The 17,808-nt window shown below is 62.0% G+C and carries 15 protein-coding genes and 2 pseudogenes; 10 read left to right on the top strand and 7 right to left on the bottom strand.

Going from position 1 to position 17,808, the window contains the following annotated elements:
* Window positions 1-5: 5 nt before the first annotated feature.
* The 8 genes from rodA (at window position 6) to PSH87_RS24850 (ending at window position 7,576) form a co-directional block, all read left to right on the top strand.
* Window positions 6-1,109 (top strand): rod shape-determining protein RodA, encoded by a 1,104-nt coding sequence (rodA, locus tag PSH87_RS24885; protein WP_017735626.1) that lies wholly within the window; start codon window positions 6-8, stop codon window positions 1,107-1,109.
* Between the two features lie 17 nt (window positions 1,110-1,126).
* Complete coding sequence (mltB, locus tag PSH87_RS24880; protein ID WP_026136657.1) at window positions 1,127-2,137, top strand: lytic murein transglycosylase B; 1,011 nt, start codon at window positions 1,127-1,129, stop codon at window positions 2,135-2,137.
* The gene (locus tag PSH87_RS24875) at window positions 2,137-3,135 is read left to right on the top strand and encodes a septal ring lytic transglycosylase RlpA family protein (protein ID WP_305431478.1); all 999 of its coding nucleotides are present in this window, start codon (window positions 2,137-2,139) and stop codon (window positions 3,133-3,135) included. Before mltB ends, PSH87_RS24875 begins: the two co-directional genes overlap by 1 nt.
* 179 nt (window positions 3,136-3,314) lie before the next feature.
* On the top strand, window positions 3,315-4,472 hold the full coding sequence (locus tag PSH87_RS24870; RefSeq protein ID WP_017735629.1) for a D-alanyl-D-alanine carboxypeptidase family protein: 1,158 nt from the start codon (window positions 3,315-3,317) through the stop codon (window positions 4,470-4,472).
* 85 nt (window positions 4,473-4,557) lie between these two features.
* Window positions 4,558-4,833, top strand: a complete 276-nt coding sequence (locus PSH87_RS24865) for a DUF493 domain-containing protein (RefSeq protein WP_017735630.1) — start codon at window positions 4,558-4,560, stop codon at window positions 4,831-4,833.
* Window positions 4,833-5,480, top strand: a complete 648-nt coding sequence (lipB, locus tag PSH87_RS24860) for a lipoyl(octanoyl) transferase LipB (protein ID WP_017735631.1) — start codon at window positions 4,833-4,835, stop codon at window positions 5,478-5,480. The genes PSH87_RS24865 and lipB overlap by 1 nt, the downstream gene beginning before the upstream one ends.
* A gap of 26 nt (window positions 5,481-5,506) precedes the next feature.
* Window positions 5,507-6,508 (top strand): lipoyl synthase, encoded by a 1,002-nt coding sequence (gene lipA / locus PSH87_RS24855; RefSeq protein ID WP_017735632.1) that lies wholly within the window; start codon window positions 5,507-5,509, stop codon window positions 6,506-6,508.
* Window positions 6,509-6,658: 150 nt separating this feature from the next.
* Window positions 6,659-7,576: an LD-carboxypeptidase gene (locus tag PSH87_RS24850; RefSeq protein ID WP_017735633.1), complete on the top strand. Its 918-nt coding sequence runs from the start codon at window positions 6,659-6,661 to the stop codon at window positions 7,574-7,576.
* A gap of 125 nt (window positions 7,577-7,701) precedes the next feature.
* Here PSH87_RS24850 and PSH87_RS24845 read toward each other — a convergent pair whose 3' ends face one another.
* From PSH87_RS24845 to leuS, 5 genes and pseudogenes are all read right to left on the bottom strand, one after another.
* Window positions 7,702-9,027, bottom strand: a complete 1,326-nt coding sequence (locus tag PSH87_RS24845) for a lytic murein transglycosylase (RefSeq protein WP_026136658.1) — start codon at window positions 9,025-9,027, stop codon at window positions 7,702-7,704.
* A 61-nt stretch (window positions 9,028-9,088) separates the two neighbouring features.
* Window positions 9,089-9,253 carry an alternative ribosome rescue factor ArfA gene (gene arfA / locus PSH87_RS24840; RefSeq protein WP_003176285.1) on the bottom strand — a complete coding sequence of 55 codons (165 nt, stop codon included), beginning with the start codon at window positions 9,251-9,253 and terminating at the stop codon, window positions 9,089-9,091.
* Between the two features lie 215 nt (window positions 9,254-9,468).
* Window positions 9,469-10,506 (bottom strand): DNA polymerase III subunit delta, encoded by a 1,038-nt coding sequence (gene holA / locus PSH87_RS24835; protein ID WP_033896443.1) that lies wholly within the window; start codon window positions 10,504-10,506, stop codon window positions 9,469-9,471.
* 39 nt (window positions 10,507-10,545) lie between these two features.
* Window positions 10,546-11,151 carry an LPS assembly lipoprotein LptE gene (gene lptE / locus PSH87_RS24830; RefSeq protein ID WP_305431475.1) on the bottom strand — a complete coding sequence of 202 codons (606 nt, stop codon included), beginning with the start codon at window positions 11,149-11,151 and terminating at the stop codon, window positions 10,546-10,548.
* Window positions 11,152-11,240: 89 nt separating this feature from the next.
* Window positions 11,241-13,848, bottom strand: a pseudogene (gene leuS, locus PSH87_RS24825) (leucine--tRNA ligase).
* Between the two features lie 262 nt (window positions 13,849-14,110).
* Between leuS and PSH87_RS24820 the strand changes: the two are divergent.
* Window positions 14,111-14,428 (top strand): hypothetical protein, encoded by a 318-nt coding sequence (locus tag PSH87_RS24820; RefSeq protein WP_017735638.1) that lies wholly within the window; start codon window positions 14,111-14,113, stop codon window positions 14,426-14,428.
* A gap of 96 nt (window positions 14,429-14,524) precedes the next feature.
* A complete protein-coding gene (locus PSH87_RS24815) occupies window positions 14,525-15,286 on the top strand; it encodes a YdcF family protein (RefSeq protein WP_305431473.1) in 762 nt (253 codons plus the stop codon).
* 140 nt (window positions 15,287-15,426) lie between these two features.
* Here the strand turns inward: PSH87_RS24815 and lnt are convergent.
* Both lnt and PSH87_RS24805 read right to left on the bottom strand, forming a co-directional pair.
* Window positions 15,427-16,951, bottom strand: a pseudogene (gene lnt, locus PSH87_RS24810) (apolipoprotein N-acyltransferase).
* Between the two features lie 8 nt (window positions 16,952-16,959).
* A complete protein-coding gene (locus tag PSH87_RS24805; RefSeq protein ID WP_017735641.1) occupies window positions 16,960-17,799 on the bottom strand; it encodes an HlyC/CorC family transporter in 840 nt (279 codons plus the stop codon).
* Between the last annotated feature and the right edge of the window lie 9 nt (window positions 17,800-17,808).

The following is a 17,808-nucleotide window of genomic DNA, read 5'->3' as shown; positions in this document are numbered from 1 at the left end:
ATGTGATGCGTCGCCGTGCGACGTTGCTGCAACGCATGCACATCGATGGTCCATTGCTGATCCTGCTGCTGACCCTGGCGGCCGGCAGCCTGTTCGTTCTTTATTCGGCCAGCGGCAAGAACTGGGACCTGCTGATCAAGCAGGCCTCGTCGTTTGGCCTGGGCCTGTTGTCGATGGTGGTGATCGCCCAGCTGGAGCCGCGTTTCATGGCGCGCTGGGTGCCCCTCGGCTACGTCGCCGGCGTGTTGTTGCTGGTGGTGGTGGACGTGATGGGCCACAACGCCATGGGCGCGACCCGCTGGATCAACATTCCGGGGGTGATCCGCTTCCAGCCGTCGGAATTCATGAAGATCCTGATGCCGGCGACCATCGCCTGGTACCTGTCCAAGCGCACCTTGCCGCCACAGCTCAAGCACGTGGGCGTGAGCCTGATCCTGATCGGCATACCGTTCATCCTGATCGTGCGCCAGCCGGACCTCGGCACCTCGTTGCTGATCCTCGCGGGCGGCGCGTTCGTGCTGTTCATGGGCGGCTTGCGCTGGCGCTGGATCCTCAGCGTGCTCGCCGCCGCCGTGCCGGTGGCCGTGGCCATGTGGTTCTTCTTTATGCATGACTACCAGAAGCAGCGGATTCTGACCTTCCTTGATCCTGAGAGCGATCCGCTGGGCACCGGCTGGAACATCATCCAGTCGAAAGCCGCCATCGGTTCCGGCGGCGTGTTTGGCAAGGGCTGGCTGCTGGGCACCCAGTCGCACCTGGACTTCCTGCCGGAGAGCCACACCGACTTCATTATTGCGGTGATGGGCGAAGAGTTCGGCCTGGTGGGCATTTGCGCGCTGTTGCTGATCTATCTGTTGTTGATTGGTCGCGGGCTGGTGATCACCGCCCAGGCGCAGACGCTGTTCGGCAAATTGCTTGCCGGCGCCCTGACCATGACTTTTTTTGTTTACGTTTTCGTCAACATCGGTATGGTCAGTGGCCTGCTGCCGGTGGTTGGGGTGCCGTTGCCATTCATTAGCTACGGCGGAACTTCGCTGGTGACATTGCTGTCAGCGTTTGGGGTTTTGATGTCGATTCATACGCATCGCAAATGGATCGCACAGGTTTGAATAAGGTGAAGATGTCAATGCAAGTAATGCGCGGCTGGGCGACTCGGCACGCGTCCTGGATGGGCCTGATTGGCCTGCTGGGCGCAACGCAAGAGGCGCAGGCCGGTGACTACGATGGTTCACCCCAGGTCGCCGAATTTGTCGGTGAAATGACCCGCGACTACGGTTTCGCCGGTGAACAGCTGATGGGTGTGTTCCGCGAGGCGCAGAAAAAGCAGGCGATCCTCGACGCCATCTCCCGCCCGGCGGAACGGGTGAAGCAATGGAAGGAATATCGCCCGATGTTCCTCACCGACGCCCGCGTGGCGCGGGGTGTGGATTTCTGGCGCCAGCACGAGGCCGTACTGGCCCGCGCCGAGCAGGAATACGGGGTGCCGGCCCAGGTCATCGTCGCGATCATTGGCATCGAAACCTTTTACGGGCGCAATACCGGCAGTTACCGGGTGATCGACGCCTTGTCGACCCTGGGTTTCGATTACCCGCCGCGCGCCGAGTTCTTCCGCAAGGAGCTGCGTGAATTCCTCCTGCTGGCCCGCGAAGAGCAGGTCGATCCACTGACGCTCAAGGGGTCCTACGCCGGTGCGATGGGCTTGCCGCAGTTCATGCCGAGCAGCTTCCGCGCCTACGCGGTGGACTTTGACGGCGACGGCCATATCAATATCTGGAGCAATCCCGACGACGCCATCGGCAGTGTCGCCAGCTACTTCAAGCGCCACGGCTGGGTTGCTGGCGAACCGGTGGTGATCCGCGCCGATGTGGCCGGGGAGCGCGCCGATGAAGGCCTCACCCAGGGCATCGAGCCGGTCAAGACGGTCGGGGAGTTGCGGGCGCTGGGGTGGTCGAGTCAGAATGCGCCACGCGATGACATGCCGGTCACGGCGTTCCGTCTCGAAGGCGAAAACGGCCCGGAATACTGGATGGGCCTGAAGAACTTCTACGCAATCACGCGTTATAACCGCAGTGTGATGTACGCCATGGCCGTACATCAGCTGTCAGACATGCTGGTCCAAGCACGGGGCAACAAGTAATGCGGGTATCGCCGATCCAAAAACCGCTCAAGCTGGTGGCGTTTGCCGCGTTGTCCTTGTTGGTAGTCAGTTGCTCCACCAGCCGTGGTCCGGCGCAGAAGTCCGGGGGGGCGGTGGTCCGTTCCCAGCCGGGGCTGGACATCAACCGTGCGCACAAAGATGGCGCGCCGTGGTGGGATGTCGATGTGTCGAAGATCCCGGATGCCACGCCAACCCTGCACACCGGGCCGTACAAGGCCAACCCGTATACGGTGCTGGGCAAGAATTACTTCCCGCTGCAGGAATCCAAGACCTACGTGCAGTCCGGCACGGCGTCCTGGTACGGCACCAAGTTCCACGGCCAGAACACCGCCAACGGCGAAGTGTATGACCTGTACGGCATGAGCGCGGCGCACAAGACCCTGCCGCTGCCCAGCTATGTACGGGTGACCAACCTGGACAACAACCGCACGGTGATCCTGCGGGTCAATGACCGTGGGCCGTTCTATTCCGATCGCATCATCGACTTGTCCTACGCTGCCGCCAAGAAACTCGGCTATGCCGAAACCGGTACGGCGCGGGTCAAGGTCGAAGGTATCGACCCGGCGCAATACTGGGCCCAGCGCGGTAAGCCGGCACCGTTGATGCTCAACGAGCCGACCAGCCAGCAGCCGCAGGTGAACGCATCGGCCGGCAAGATCGAACAGTGGACACCGCCGCCGCAACAGCATGCACCGGATACCGTGGTAGTGCCGCGCGCCGTGCCGGGGGCTTCGATGGCGGGCGGGCAATACCTGCAGGTCGGCGCTTTCGCCAACCCGGATGCGGCAGAGCTGCTAAGGTCGAAACTCAGCGGCATGGTCAGCGCGCCAGTCTTTATCAGCTCCATCGTGCGTAACCAGCAGACCCTGCACCGTGTACGCATGGGGCCGATTGGCACGCCGGGTGAAGTCGCGCAAGTGCAGAACAGCGTGCGCATGGCCAACCTGGGGCAACCCAGCGTGGTCACCGCCGAATAACAAAAGATTGAAGGTCCGGGCCCGAATGTGGGCCTGAACCCTGGTTGTTGGCTCGTTGAACAATAAAACCCAGGGGCAAGGGGTGAGCGGGCAACCGAACACGCGACAGTCTGGCAACGGCCTGTCTGAATAAGTTTTGCCCGCGAGGGCAAGTTTCCATAAGCAATTTCGAGAGACGGATGAACATCACCTCCTTAGCCAAACGCACGTGCCTGCTCCTTTCGCTGATCATCACCCCGGCCGCCTGGGCGGTTGAAATGGTGCCGGCTTCCCCGCAACTGGCCGCCAAGGCCTGGGTCCTCATGGATGCCGCCAGCGGCAACGTGCTGGTCGAGAGCAATGGTGACCAGCGTCTGCCCCCAGCCAGCTTGACCAAGCTGATGACCGCCTACATCGCGACCCTGGAAATCCGTCGCGGCCAGATCGGCGAAAACGACCCGGTGACCGTCAGCGAAAACGCCTGGCGCACCGGCGGTTCGCGGATGTTCATCAAGGTCGGTTCGCAAGTGACCGTGAGCGACCTGCTGCACGGCATCATCATCCAGTCCGGCAACGACGCCAGCGTAGCCTTGGCCGAGCACATCGCCGGCAGCGAAGACGCCTTCGCCGACATGATGAACAAAACCGTGGCTGACCTGGGCATGACCAACAGCCACTTCATGAACCCGACCGGCCTGCCAAACCCTGAGCACTATTCGTCGGCTCACGACATGGCGATCCTGGCGCGCGCGATCATTCGTGTCGACCCGGTGCACTACGCGATCTACTCCCAGAAGGAATTCTTCTGGAACAACATCAAGCAGCCTAACCGCAACCTGCTGCTGTGGCGTGACAAGACCGTCGATGGCCTGAAAACCGGCCACACCGACGAGGCCGGCTACTGCATGGTGTCGTCCGCCGTACGTGATGGCCAACGCCTGATCGCCGTGGTCTTCGGCACCAACAGCGAGCAGGCCCGTGCGGCCGAGACGCAAAAACTGCTGACCTACGGTTTCCGCTTCTTCGAAACCCAGACCTTCTATCAGAAGGGTGCTGAGCTGGCGACCGCGCCGGTGTGGAAAGGCGCGACCTCCCAAGTCAAGGCCGGCCTGGCTGAAGACCTGACCCTGACCATGCCTAAAGGCCAGCTGAAAAAGCTCGCTGCCAGCATGACCATGAACCCGCAATTGGTTGCACCAATCGCCAAGGGTGACGTGATCGGCAAGGTCGAAGTGAAACTGGACGACAAGGTGGTGCACAGCGCCGACCTGATCGCGCTGGACGCCGTCGACGAAGGTGGTATCTTCCGCCGCGTGTGGGATAGCATCCGTCTATTCTTCTACAGCTTGTTCAACTGATAAGTGTGCACCTGCACAGCCCCGCGTTGATCTGACGCGGGGCTTTGCCCGTCGCCACGGCTTACGCTTACGAGGCCGTTACGCCATGACCGATACCGAAGTAAAGGCGCCAAAGATCGAATTCCCAGTGACGGATTATCCCGTCAAAGTGATCAGCGATACCGGCGTGGGCAACAAAGACAAGATCATCGATATCGTGCGCAAACACGCGACGATCAACGACAACCGGGTGGACGAGCGTTCGAGCACCAACGGTAAATACACCACGATCCAGTTGCACATCGTTGCGACCGGTCAAGACCAGCTCTACGACATCAACAGCGAACTGCGGGCCACCGGCTTCGTGCACATGGTGCTGTGATGTCAGGCGTCCTGGGCTTTCGCGAGCTCGGCCAGATGGCCTACGAGCCGGTCTGGCATGCGATGCAGCGGTTCACCAACGAGCGCGGTACTTCGGCCCCGGACGAGATCTGGCTGGTGGAGCACCCGCCGGTGTTCACCCAGGGCCAGGCCGGCAAGGCTGAGCATCTGCTGCTGCCGGGGGATATTCCGGTGGTGCAGGTCGACCGAGGTGGCCAAGTGACTTACCATGGCCCGGGACAACTTGTCGCATACCTGTTGCTGGATGTGCGCAAGCTGGGTTTTGGTGTCCGCGACCTGGTCAGCCGCATGGAAACATGCCTGATCGAGCTGCTGGCCAGCTACGGCGTGACCGCCGCGGCCAAGCCCGATGCACCTGGCGTGTACGTGGATGGCGCGAAAATCGCCTCCCTGGGCCTGCGCATTCGCCACGGTTGTTCCTTTCACGGCCTGGCCCTGAACGTGGACATGGACCTGGCGCCGTTTCGTCGGATCAACCCGTGCGGTTATGCCGGGCTGGCGATGACCCAGCTGAGCGACCATGCCACACCGATTAAATTTGCCGAGGTTAGTGCCCGGCTGCGTGCGCAGCTCGTCAAACACCTCGACTATGCTGAGCAGACGACCCTTACGGGCGGAATCGACTGATTATGACTACTGATGCAGTGCAAACCATGATCCCGACGGTGGACGTTACCGATCGTCCGGCCCCGGCCCCGCGTGCCAAGGTGGAAGCCGGCGTCAAGCTGCGCGGCGCCGAGAAGGTTGCACGCATCCCGGTGAAGATCATTCCGACCACCGAACTGCCGAAGAAACCCGACTGGATCCGCGTGCGCATCCCGGTTTCGCCGGAAGTCGACCGTATCAAGGCCCTGCTGCGCAAGCACAAGCTGCACAGCGTGTGCGAAGAAGCCTCGTGCCCGAACCTGGGTGAGTGCTTCTCCGGCGGCACCGCCACCTTCATGATCATGGGTGACATCTGCACCCGTCGTTGCCCGTTCTGCGACGTGGGCCACGGCCGACCGAAGCCACTGGACGTCAACGAGCCGGAAAGCCTGGCCATCGCCATCGCCGACCTGCGCCTCAAGTACGTGGTGATCACCTCGGTAGACCGCGATGACCTGCGTGACGGCGGTGCCCAGCACTTTGCCGACTGCATCCGCGAGATCCGCAAGCTGTCGCCGAACGTGATGCTCGAAACCCTGGTGCCGGACTACCGTGGCCGCATGGACGTCGCCCTGGAAATCACCGCCGCCGAGCCGCCAGATGTGTTCAACCACAACCTGGAAACCGTGCCACGCCTGTACAAGGCCGCGCGCCCGGGTTCGGACTACCAGTGGTCGCTGACCCTGCTGCAGAAATTCAAGCAGATGATGCCGCACATCCCGACCAAATCCGGCCTGATGCTGGGCCTGGGCGAGACCGACGAAGAAGTCATCGAAGTCATGAAGCGCATGCGCGAACACGACATCGACATGCTGACCCTGGGCCAGTACCTGCAACCGTCCCGCAGCCACTTGCCGGTGCAGCGCTTTGTGCACCCGGACACCTTTGCCTGGTTTGCCGAGGAAGGCTACAAGATGGGCTTCAAGAATGTCGCGTCGGGCCCGTTGGTGCGTTCGTCGTACCACGCTGACGAGCAGGCCAAGCTGGTCAAGGCGAGCCTGGTTTCGTAAATACCGCTGCTCAGATCTGGGAGCGGACTTGTGTGGGAGCTGGCTTGCCTGCGATAGCATCACCTCGGTGCGACTGATACACCGAGGTGATGCTATCGCAGGCAAGCCAGCTCCCACATTTCGTTTTGCGTTAGTTAGGGAGAGATGTGCATGAGCATTGCCGTACCTGCATTGCGCCCCGAAGGCACCATCGGCCTGATTGCCCCTGCTGGCCCGGCCACCCTGGATGTGGAAAAAGCCGGCCAATGGATGCGCGCTCGCGGCTACGACCTGCGAATCTTCCCCGGTGTCTACGAGCGCGACGGCTATCTCGCCGGCAGCGATCAAAGCCGTCTAGACGACCTCCACCGTGCGTTCGCCGACCCCCACATCGACGCCATCTTCTGCCTGCGTGGCGGCTACGGCACACCGCGCCTGCTTGATCGCCTGGATTTCGACCTGCTACGGCACAACCCCAAGCCGTTCGTCGGCTATAGCGACATCACTGCCCTGCATCTGGCCATCAGCCGCTATGCGGGTTTTGTGACCTTCCACGGGCCGATGCTCAATGCCGACCTGTTGGGCGACAAGCAGCCTCCGACCGAGTCTTCTCTGCTCGGCATGCTGCGCGGCGATCTCGGCGCGGGCAGCGTGCTGGCGCACCCGCTGGCCTACCCGTTGACCACAATTGCCCCAGGCATCGCCTGTGGGCGCTTGCTGGGGGGCAACTTGTCGATGATCGCGGCGGTGATGGGCACGCCTTTTGAGATCGACGCCGAAGGCATCATCCTGCTGATCGAGGACGTCAACGAGCCGATCTACCGTATCGACCGCCTGCTCACGCACCTGCGCCTGGCGGGCAAGCTGGCGCAGGTTGCCGGTGTGCTGGTGGGGGATGTGGCAGGTGTGGACCCGACGGCGTTGGAGCGCTTGCTCAAGCAGACCTTCGAGCCGCTGTGCATTCCGGTGCTGGCTGGGTGGCGCAGTGGGCATTGTGATCCGAACCTGACGCTGCCGATGGGCGCGTTGGTGCGGCTGGATGCGGGGGAGCAGCGGTTGGTGTTGGAGCAGGATGTGGTCTTTAGATAGTTGGTGCTTGTGATGGCGTCATCGCAGGCAAGCCAGCTCCCACATTCAACCGTGTACATCCTTTGGAATGCGGTCGAATGTGGGAGCTGGCTTGCCTGCGATAGCGGTAGTAGCCATAAGCAGACTTATCGGTTTTGCAAAGACTCCAACAGCTTCACAGTAGGATACCCATCCGCCGGCCACCCCAACGACTGCTGCGCCGCCCGAATCGCCTTGCGCGTATTGGCGCCGATAATCCCGTCCGGGTTGCCGGCCTCATAGCCCTTGGCGTTCAGCACGGTCTGCAAGTCGATGCGCTGGGAACGACTCAGCGGCAGTTCATCCTTCGGCCAATCGCCACGAATCACACCACCGCCACCAAACCGTTCCGACAGCAGGCCGACCGCCAGCGCGTAGGACGACGAGTTGTTGTACTTGAGGATCGCGCGGAAGTTATCCAGCACCAGGAACGCTGGCCCACGGTAACCCGCCGGCAGTAGCAGGGCGGCGGACAACTGGTCGACGTTCGGCGGCATGCTCGCGCCAGGTGGCAACTGGATGCCCAGTTTCAGCCAGTCGGCGACGGTCTTGCGCACACCCCCATCGGCCAGGGCGTAATCGAAGTCTGCTGGCAGTCGATTGACCTCAAACCCCCACGGCTGGCCTTTCTGCCAGCCGGAGCTTTGCAGGTAGTGCGCGGTGGAGGCGAGGGCGTCGGCCGGGCTGTTCCAGATATCGCGGCGACCGTCGCCATCGAAATCCACGGCATGGGTGTTGTAGGTGGTCGGGATGAACTGGGTCTGGCCCATGGCGCCGGCCCAGGAGCCTTTCATCTGATCGGCCTGGATATCACCGTGCTGGATGATTTGCAGCGCCGCCAGCAGTTGCGCCTGGGCAAACGCCGGGCGACGGCCTTCATAGGCCAGGGTCGCCAGGGAACGGATCACCGAGTTGTTACCCTGGAACTGGCCGAAGTTGCTTTCCATGCCCCATACCGAGACCAGGGCCTGGCGATCCACGCCATAGCGCTCTTCGATGCGTTGCAGGATGTCGGCGTACTTGATCAGCAGTGCCTGGCCATTGCGCACACGCAGCGGCGACAGGGCGCCGTTGAGGTATTCCCACACCGGCCGGGAAAATTCCGGCTGGCTGCGGTCGGCGCGGATGACGGCCATGTCTGGCGTGACGTTGGCAAAGGCATTGTCAAAGACGGCAGGCGTGATCCCGGCTTTCAGGGCTTGCTCGCGAAACCCGGCCTGCCATTCGGCGAAGGTCTGGGTCGGCTGGATATCCAGGTTGTCCACGGCCAGGGGCGCCACGACAGCGGGGGCCACGACTGGAGCGGTCTGGAGTTTCGGCAGGGGTTGAGCGTCGGCGGCGGTCGGTTTCTCCGCACAGGCGACGAGCAGAATGAGGCTGGAGGCAGCGATCAATTGGCGAAGGTGCCAACGACGGGAGAGACAAGAGGGCATGCACAGGTCCAGGGATTACAAATCAGGTGCAGACCTTATCATGCCAAAGGGGCGCTTGCCTTCAGGCAGCCAGAAAGTAAGAAGCCTCCCAGCTATTAGACTGGAAGGCTTCGCGGCGGTAGCTGCCTTTGCCCTTGCCGGCGCGTTCCTGACGGCTGCGGAACAGTGGCTGGGCGATGATGGACTTGGCCTTGTTGGGGCCATGCTTGGATGGCTTTTTGCTCATGGTGGGTACTCTCTGGGTGGGTTGGAACGGGGCAAATCATCTGCCGAAGTTTGGCCGCTGTAAAGGCTGGCACCTCTTAGAAATTGTAAATGCGATCAAAAATGTGGGAGCTGGCTTGCCTGCGATAGCGGTGGGTCAGCTGGCATCTCTGCCACTGATACACCGCTATCGCAGGCAAGCCAGCTCCCACAGGGAAGTGCAGTGTCTGGAGGGGTTTATTCGGCAGGCAGTGTCAGGCGCTGGCCGGCCATCAACAGCGACAGGCGGCTCAAACTCATCCACGGCGAGCCCGCGGCCTGGCCCTTGATCTGCGCATCGATGCGCTGAGCTTCCAGCAACAGCTGCGCCCAGCGTTGCGCCGAGTGCCGTTGCAGGGCTTTGCTCATCAGGGGTTTGCGCTTGTCCCACACCGGTGGCCGGGCCTGGCTGAAGCATTTGTCCAATGGCGTGCCCTGGCTGTATTGCAGGGCAATATTGGCCAGCACCCGCAGCTCACGGGCCAGGGCCCAGAGAATCACCGGTGGCTCCACGCCTTCGCCGCGCAGGCCTTCGAGCATGCGCAAGGCGTGGGCGGGTTCGCCGTTGAGAATGGCATCCACCAGCCCGAACACGTCAAACCGCGCACTGTCAGCCACCGCACCTTGCACGGTTTCGACGGTGATCTGCCCGTCCTCGGCCATCAGCTTGAGCTTTTCGATCTCTTGGGCGGCGGCCAGCAAGTTGCCTTCTACCCGCGCGGCGATCAGTTCCACAGCATCTTGCGTCGCCGACAGCCCCGACTGGGACAGGCGCTGACGAATCCATTGCGGCAACTGATTGCTGTCCACCGGCCAGATCTGGATGAACTGGGTCTGCGCACCCTCCACCAACGCCTTGCCCCACTTGGTTTTCTGCGCACTGCCGTCGAGCTTGGGCAGGCTGATCAACAGCACCGTGTCTTCGGCCGGGCGTGAGCAGTATTCCATCAGGGCTGCAGCGCCCTTGTCACCGGGCTTGCCGGACGGCAGGCGCAGTTCCAGCAGGCGTTTTTCGGCGAACAGCGACATGCTCGCCCCCGCTTGCAGCAACGTGCCCCAGTCGAAACTGGCGTCGGCGCTGAACACTTGGCGTTCATCGAAACCTTGCTGGCGTGCGGCGGTGCGGATGGCGTCGGCGGCTTCCTGGCACAGCAGCGGGTCATCACCGCTGACGATATAGACAGGTGCAAGGCCACCTTGCAGGTGTTTGGCGAGTTGGGCGGGGGCGAGTTTCATAGGCGGGGCGAACGGGGCGCCTGGGGCGCCCCGTCTGGCTTACTCGACAGGGACTTCAACAGGCGATTGTTTCGGCGTGTTGTCTTCGTACTCTTGCGCGGCTTTCAGGGCGTCGGCGTCAGCCTTGGCCTTGTTGTCGGCGGCTTGCTGCAAGGTTGCGAGTTTTTCCGGTGTGAGCATCTGCAGGCGCAACATCACGCGCTGTACCAGTTCGCGACGGATTTCCTTGCGTACCTGGATGGTCTCGGAGTCTGAGCCGACCAGGTTGTTGCCATCGTGGCTGACGATTTTCTGCACGACGATCTTGTCACCCATCAGCGGCAACTGATCACGGCCACGGACTTCGAAGATCAGCTCGGTGGCCAGTTCAATGTCCGATGCGCGGCCAGCACTGGCGTAGCTCAGGTTGCGCTGGGTATCTTTCTCGTTGGCCAGGAACAGCTTGTAGGTCGCGCCGGTGTAGACGTGCACGCCGCTGCTTTCCAGAACCTGGCGCAGCTGGGTCACGGTATCGCCGTAGGCGTCGCGTGCGCTGACATCCAGTTCCTTGATCGTCAGGTCATTGGTGCCGGTACCGCGCAGCTGGAAGCCGCAAGCGCTCAGCAGTACGGCAAGGCCCATCACCAGCAGATTGCGTTTGATCATTGTGTTGCTCCCCTTGAAACCAGGTGGGCCTTATCGAGGCCCTGAAGGTTTTGTTCGGCGCGGGGTTCGAACCCCGCGCCCGATCCGATTTAGCTGGCGACGATATTGACCAGTTTGCCAGGCACGACGATCACTTTGCGGATCGTGAGGCCTTCGGTGAAGCGCAGCACGTTCTCGTTGACGCGCGCGGCGGCTTCGACGTCTTCACGGCTGGCGCTGGCCGGCATGTCGATCTGGCCACGCAGCTTGCCGTTGACCTGGATCACCAGTTGCAGCGTGTCCTGGACCAGTGCGCTGTCATCCTGCTTTGGCCAGGCCGCATCAATGACCGCGCCGTCGTGGCCCAGTCGGTTCCACAGGTCGTGGCTGATGTGCGGTGTGATCGGCGCCAGCAGCAGGGTGACCGTTTCCAGGCCTTCCTGAATCAGCGCGCGGTCCTGTTCGGTCGCCTGCGGGGCTTTTTCCAGCACGTTCATCAGCGTCATCACCTGGGCGATGGCGGTGTTGAACTTGTGGTTCTGGCCCACGTCCTGGCTCGCTTGGCGGATGGCCAGGTGCGTGCTGCGACGAATGACTTTCTGCTCATCGCTCAGGCCGGCCACGTCCAGTTTGCCCGGCAGGCCCTGGCTGATATGGGCGTGCGCCAGGCGCCAGACGCGCTTGAGGAAGCGGTGCGAACCTTCGACGCCGGAGTCGGACCATTCGGCGCTCATGTCCGGCGGCGAGGCAAACATCATGAACAGGCGGCAGGTGTCGGCGCCGAACTGGTCGATCATCGACTGTGGGTCGACGCCGTTGTTCTTCGACTTGGCCATCTTCTCGGTACCACCGATTTCCACCGGCAGGCCGTCCGAGATCAGCTTGGCGCTGATGACCTTGGCTTTGCTGTCACGCACCAGCTCGACGTCCGCCGGGTTGAACCAGGTGTAGGCACCATTGGCTTCACGACGGTAGTAGGTCTCGGCGATCACCATGCCTTGGGTCAGCAGGTTCTTGAACGGCTCGTCGGAGCTCACCAGGCCTTCGTCGCGCATCAGCTTGTGGAAGAAGCGTGCGTACAGCAGGTGAAGAATGGCGTGTTCGATACCACCGATGTACTGGTCCACCGGCAGCCAATGGTCGGCTGCGGATTTCTCCACCAGGCCACCCTCGTAGTGCGGCGAGGCGTAGCGGGCGTAGTACCACGAGGACTCGACGAAGGTGTCCATGGTGTCGGTTTCACGCTTGGCCGGCTGGCCGCATTTCGGGCAGCTGCATTCGTAGAACTCAGGCATGCGCGCCAACGGCGAACCGGCGCCGTCCGGCACCACGTCTTCCGGCAGGACGACCGGCAGTTGGTCTTCCGGTACGGGCACGTCACCGCAGGTTTCGCAGTGGATGATCGGGATCGGGCAGCCCCAGTAGCGTTGGCGGCTGATGCCCCAGTCGCGCAGGCGGAATTGGGTGCGCGAGGCGCCCAGGTTTTTCTTGATCAGTGCCACTTCCATGGCGTCGAACGCGCCCTGGAAGTCCAGGCCGTCGAACTCGCCGGAATTGATCAGCGTGCCGTGCTCGCCGTAGGCGTCTTGCCACGGGGCCGGGTTGGTCTCGCCGGAGCTGGTGCGCACCACGGACTTGATCGGCAGGGCGTACTTGGTGGCGAACTCGAAATCACGCTCGTCGTGGGCCGGCACTGCCATTACAGCGCCATCGCCGTAGTGCATCAGCACGTAGTTGGCGACCCACACCGGCAACTTCTCGCCAGTCAATGGATGTTCAACAAACAGCCCAGTCGGCAGGCCTTTTTTCTCCTGGGTGGCGACGTCGGCTTCGGCCACGCTGCCGCCTTTGCATTCGGCGATGAACGCCTGCAGCTCAGGGTTGTTCTGTGCGGCTTGAGTGGCCAGCGGGTGCTCGGCGGCCACGGCAACGTAGGTCGCGCCCATCAAGGTGTCTGGACGGGTGGTGAAGACTTTCAGTGCGCCAGCAACGCCGATGGAATCGACGTTGTACGGGAACTGCACTTCCATGCCCTTGGACTTGCCCGATCCAGTTGCGCTGCATGGTCTTGACCTGTTCAGGCCAGCCCGGCAGGTCGTCGAGGCTCGACAGCAGTTCATCCGCGTAGGCGGTGATCTTGAAGTAGTACATCGGGATTTCGCGCTTTTCGATCAGCGCGCCGGAACGCCAGCCGCGACCGTCGATCACCTGTTCGTTGGCGAGTACGGTCTGGTCGATCGGGTCCCAGTTGACGGTGCCGCTCTTTTTGTAGATCACGCCTTTTTCGAACAGGCGCGTGAACAGCCATTGTTCCCAGCGGTAGTAATCCGGCTTGCAGGTGGTCACTTCGCGGGACCAATCCACCGCCAGGCCCAGGCTGCGCAGCTGGGTCTTCATGTAGGCGATGTTTTCGTAGGTCCACTTGGCGGGGGCCACGTTGTTTTTCATCGCGGCGTTTTCCGCCGGCATGCCGAAGGCGTCCCAACCCATGGGTTGCAGGACGTTCTTGCCGAGCATGCGCTGGTAGCGCGAGATGACGTCGCCGATGGTGTAGTTGCGCACGTGCCCCATGTGTAGCTTGCCGCTGGGGTAAGGGAACATCGATAGGCAGTAGTAAGTCTCCTTGCCTGGCTGTTCACTGACTTCAAAGGACTTTTGCTCGTCCCAGAAGGTTTGGGCGGCATTTTCGATTTCACGGGGCTGATATTGTTCGTGCATGGCTACTTTTGAACTGAATAGGGGTGGCCTAATCCTCTTCGGTGCAACGTTCAGGTTGATCGACACCAAAAAGCGGCGCGTCCGTGCCCAAACCCTGCGGGAAGTGGAGTTACAGGAAGCGCCGTAGCATACATGACCCCACTCTATCGAGGGAAACCCTGATTGCGCAGCAGGGGCCGTCTGTCGCGGCACCAGGCAGGTGCAGCCACGGGGGCTACGCTGTTTATTGGGGAGCAAGACTTTTCTTCAATGAGGTGAGGGGATGGCTGAATCGCAGCGAACTTTAACGAAACCGCAGTTGTACGAAGGACTGATCGACCGTTTGGGTCGTGCATTGGATGCAGCAAAAACAGCGGGCCGATTGTGTGATGAGCGGCCTGAGGAGCTGGAGTTGCGTGGCTTGAGCCAGGCAGAGCTTGAACTGATCAAGGTTTTCCTGGAGTCCAATCACCACCGCGCATCGTTTGGGCAGGCCTCCCCGCTCGCCCAAGAGTCTTTGCGCTCGGCCAAGGTGGTTTGGCTGAAAGACTTGCCTGCCGCTCGCGGCCCGGAAAAGCTTCGGGCCGTACGGTGCAAGTGATGCACAGCGTTATCTGTAAACCTTCTTAATTGTGCTGGTAAAGATTGTCGCTAAATCCCGTTGCATCTAGGCTTCGGGCATCTTTGGAGATGCCCGATGCCTTTTCGTTATTTCATCAAGCAACTGTTATTGCCCCCCGGCCTTTTCTTGCTGCTGCTGGCGCTTGCCTGGTGGTTGCGTCGCAGCCGCCCGCGGCTGGCCGGGTGCTGCTTTGCGCTGGGGCTGGGCGGCATGTGGTTGATGAGTTTGCCGGTGATGGTGGAGTGGGGCGCTCACACCCTTGAGACTGAGCCGCCGTTGGTGCGGGAAGAGTGGGCAACCCTGGCGCAACGCGCCGACGCCATTGTGGTGCTGGGTTCGGGGCGTGAGCGCGGCGATCCGGCGTGGGGCGCCGATCAGCCCACCGGCATCGGGCTTGAACGTGAGCGTTATGCGGCACGCCTCGCCAAGGCATCGGGGTTGCCGGTGTTGACCAGCGGAGGGTTGCACTATGGCACGCCACCCAGCGAGGGCGAGTTGATGGCGGTGTCGATGAAGGATGACTTCGGCGTTACGGTGCGCTGGAGGGAAGAGCGCAGCCGGACCACTTGGGAAAATGCGCAGATGAGTGCTGAGATTTTGCTGCCCGAAGGTATCAAGCGCGTGGTGGTGGTTACCCAGGCCTGGCACATGCCGCGTTCGGTGTGGAGCTTTGAGCAGGCCGGCTTCACGGTGGTGCCAGGGCCGGTCGGTTTCCTTGGTGTGGACAATGCCCGGCCGTTGGGCGGCTGGATGCCGGAATTCAAGTCGATCTGGCAGAGCGGGCAGTTGATCAATGAGGCGGTGGGGCAGATAGGTTACCGATTGTTCTACCGATAACCCGCAGCACAGCAGATCAAATGTGGGAGCTGGCTTGCCTGCGATGGCATCACCTCAGTACAACTGGTACCGAGGTGTCTGCATCGCAGGCAAGCCAGCTCCCACGCAAGCGAGTTCCCACATGGGTTTTGTGGTGTCCCTTAGACCGTCTTGGCCATTCGACCGGCCAGCAGCGCCCAGCCAAACAGCAGCACACACACAATAATCAACGGCCATGACCGCCATTGCAGGTACGGGGTGAGGTTGTGCATAGGCACCACTTCGCCATACAGAATCCCGCGCTCGAACTGCGGGATCTGCGCCGTGATCTGCCCGTACGGGTTTGATCAGGCCAGTCACGCCGTTGTTGGTGGCGCGGATCATCCAGCGGCCGGCTTCCAGGGCACGCATCTGCGCCATTTGCAGGTGCTGCAAGGGGCCGATGGAGGTGCCGAACCAGGTGTCGTTGCTGATGGTCAGCAACAAGTCGCTGCGGGCGGAAAGGCCAGCGGCGAACTCCGGGTACACCACTTCGTAGCAAATGAACGGCGCAATCTGATAGCCCTTGGCCTGCAACATCGGCTGGTCTTCCGGGCCGCGGGCGAAGTCCGACATCGGCAGGTCGAAGAAGGCAATCAGCCCGCGCAGCATGTCCTGCAACGGCACGTACTCGCCAAACGGCACCAGTTTCTGCTTGAGGTAAGTGCCTTCGCCTTCGCCGACCACGGTGATGCCGTTGAAGTAACGCTTCTGGTGATGCACTTCCTGGCGGATCGGCACGCCGGTGATCAGCGCGCTGTGCCGGTCGGCGGCGAACTTGCCCATCATCCCCAGGTAGCCTTCAACCGACTCCTTGAGTACTGGCACGGCGGTTTCCGGCCAGATCAGCAGGTCCACCGGCTTGGAGGCGAAGCTCATGTCGCGGTACAGCGCCAGCTGCGCATTGAGCTGCTCGGGGTCCCACTTCATGCTTTGTTCGACGTTGCCCTGGATCGCGGCGACGGTCAGCGGTGCGCCGGACGGCGAGGTCCAGGCGTGATGCTTGAGTGCCAGGCCGATGGCCCATGGCGCCACCAACAACACCAGGCCCGCGCCGATAAAGGCGTTGCGCTTGCTCGCCAACAGGCGCGGCAGGTTGCACAGCACGGCGGCGGTCAGCGCCAGGGCGAAGGAAATCAGCCACATCCCACCCAACGGCGCGAGGCCAGTCAATGGGCCGTCGAGCTGGCTGTAGCCGGAATAAAGCCACGGGAAACCGGTGAGGAACCAGCCGCGGAATGCTTCCTGGCCGACCCACAAGGCTGCAAAGGTCAGCGCATCGGCCAGCGGCGCTTCATTGCGGCGCAGCCAGCGTGCCCACAACCAGGCGGGCAGGGCGAAGAACAGGGCGATGGCAGCGGTAAACGCCAGCATCAGCAAGCCCGCCAGCAGCACCGAAGCGCCGCCGAAGTGGTGGATGCTGTAGTAGATCCAGCTGGTACCGGCGCCAAACAGGCCGAAACCAAAGCACCAGCCACGCCCCAGGGCTTGGCGTGGGCTCAGTTCCCGCAGGCCGATATAGAACAATCCGACGGCGATCAGCGCAAACGGCCATAGATCGAACGGCGCCAGCGCCAGGGTGGTGATGGCGCCGGCCACCGCGGCCAGCAAATTACCGGGCCAGCCGGGGCGGGTTAGGCGCTGCATGTCATTCCTTAGCGGGCAATAGGTGTCAGGCGGATCAGATGGATACGACGGCTGTCCGCGTTGAGGATACGGAAGCGATACGCGCCGATCTCGGTGGTTTCATTGCGTTTTGGCAGATGGCCAAACGCATTCATCACCAGGCCGCCCACAGTGTCGAATTCATCGTCGGAGAATTCGCTGTCGAAGAACTCGTTGAAGTTCTCGATCGGCGTCAGCGCCTTGATCAGGAAGTCACCGCTGGGCAGCGGCTTGATGTAGCTGTCTTCCTCGACGTCGTGCTCGTCTTCGATGTCGCCGACGATCTGTTCCAGCACGTCTTCAATGGTCACCAGGCCCGCCACGCCGCCGTATTCGTCGATCACGATGGCCATGTGGTTGTGGTTGGCGCGGAACTCGCGCAGCAGCACATTCAGGCGCTTGGACTCGGGCACGAAGGTGGCCGGGCGCAGCAAGTCCTTGATGTTGAAGTTGTCGCCGTTCTCCTTGAGGATCAGCGGCAGCAAGTCCTTGGCCAGCAGGACGCCCATGACGTCGTCGTGGCTTTCACCGATCACCGGGTAGCGCGAGTGCGCCGAGTCGATCACGGCCGGGAGGAATTCCCGTGGAGTCTGGGTCGCCTTGATGCTGATCATCTGCGAGCGCGGGACCATGATGTCACGTACTTGCAGGTCAGCGACCTGGATGGCGCCCTCGACGATGGCCAGCGCTTCGCTGTCCAGCAATTTGTTCTGGTGGGCCTCGCGCAGCAGCTCCAGCAGCTCCTGGCGGTTTTTCGGCTCGTGGGCAAAAGCCTGGGTCAGTTTACCCAGCCATGACTTCTGCCCGTTGCTCGATCGGTCTTCGCTCATAGCGATTAC

The organism is Pseudomonas sp. FP453, assembly GCF_030687495.1.
In the GTDB taxonomy this organism is placed as follows: Bacteria; Pseudomonadota; Gammaproteobacteria; order Pseudomonadales; family Pseudomonadaceae; genus Aquipseudomonas.
The sequence above is the reverse complement of the archived record's forward strand: the minus strand, read 5'-3'. Positions and strand labels throughout refer to the sequence as shown.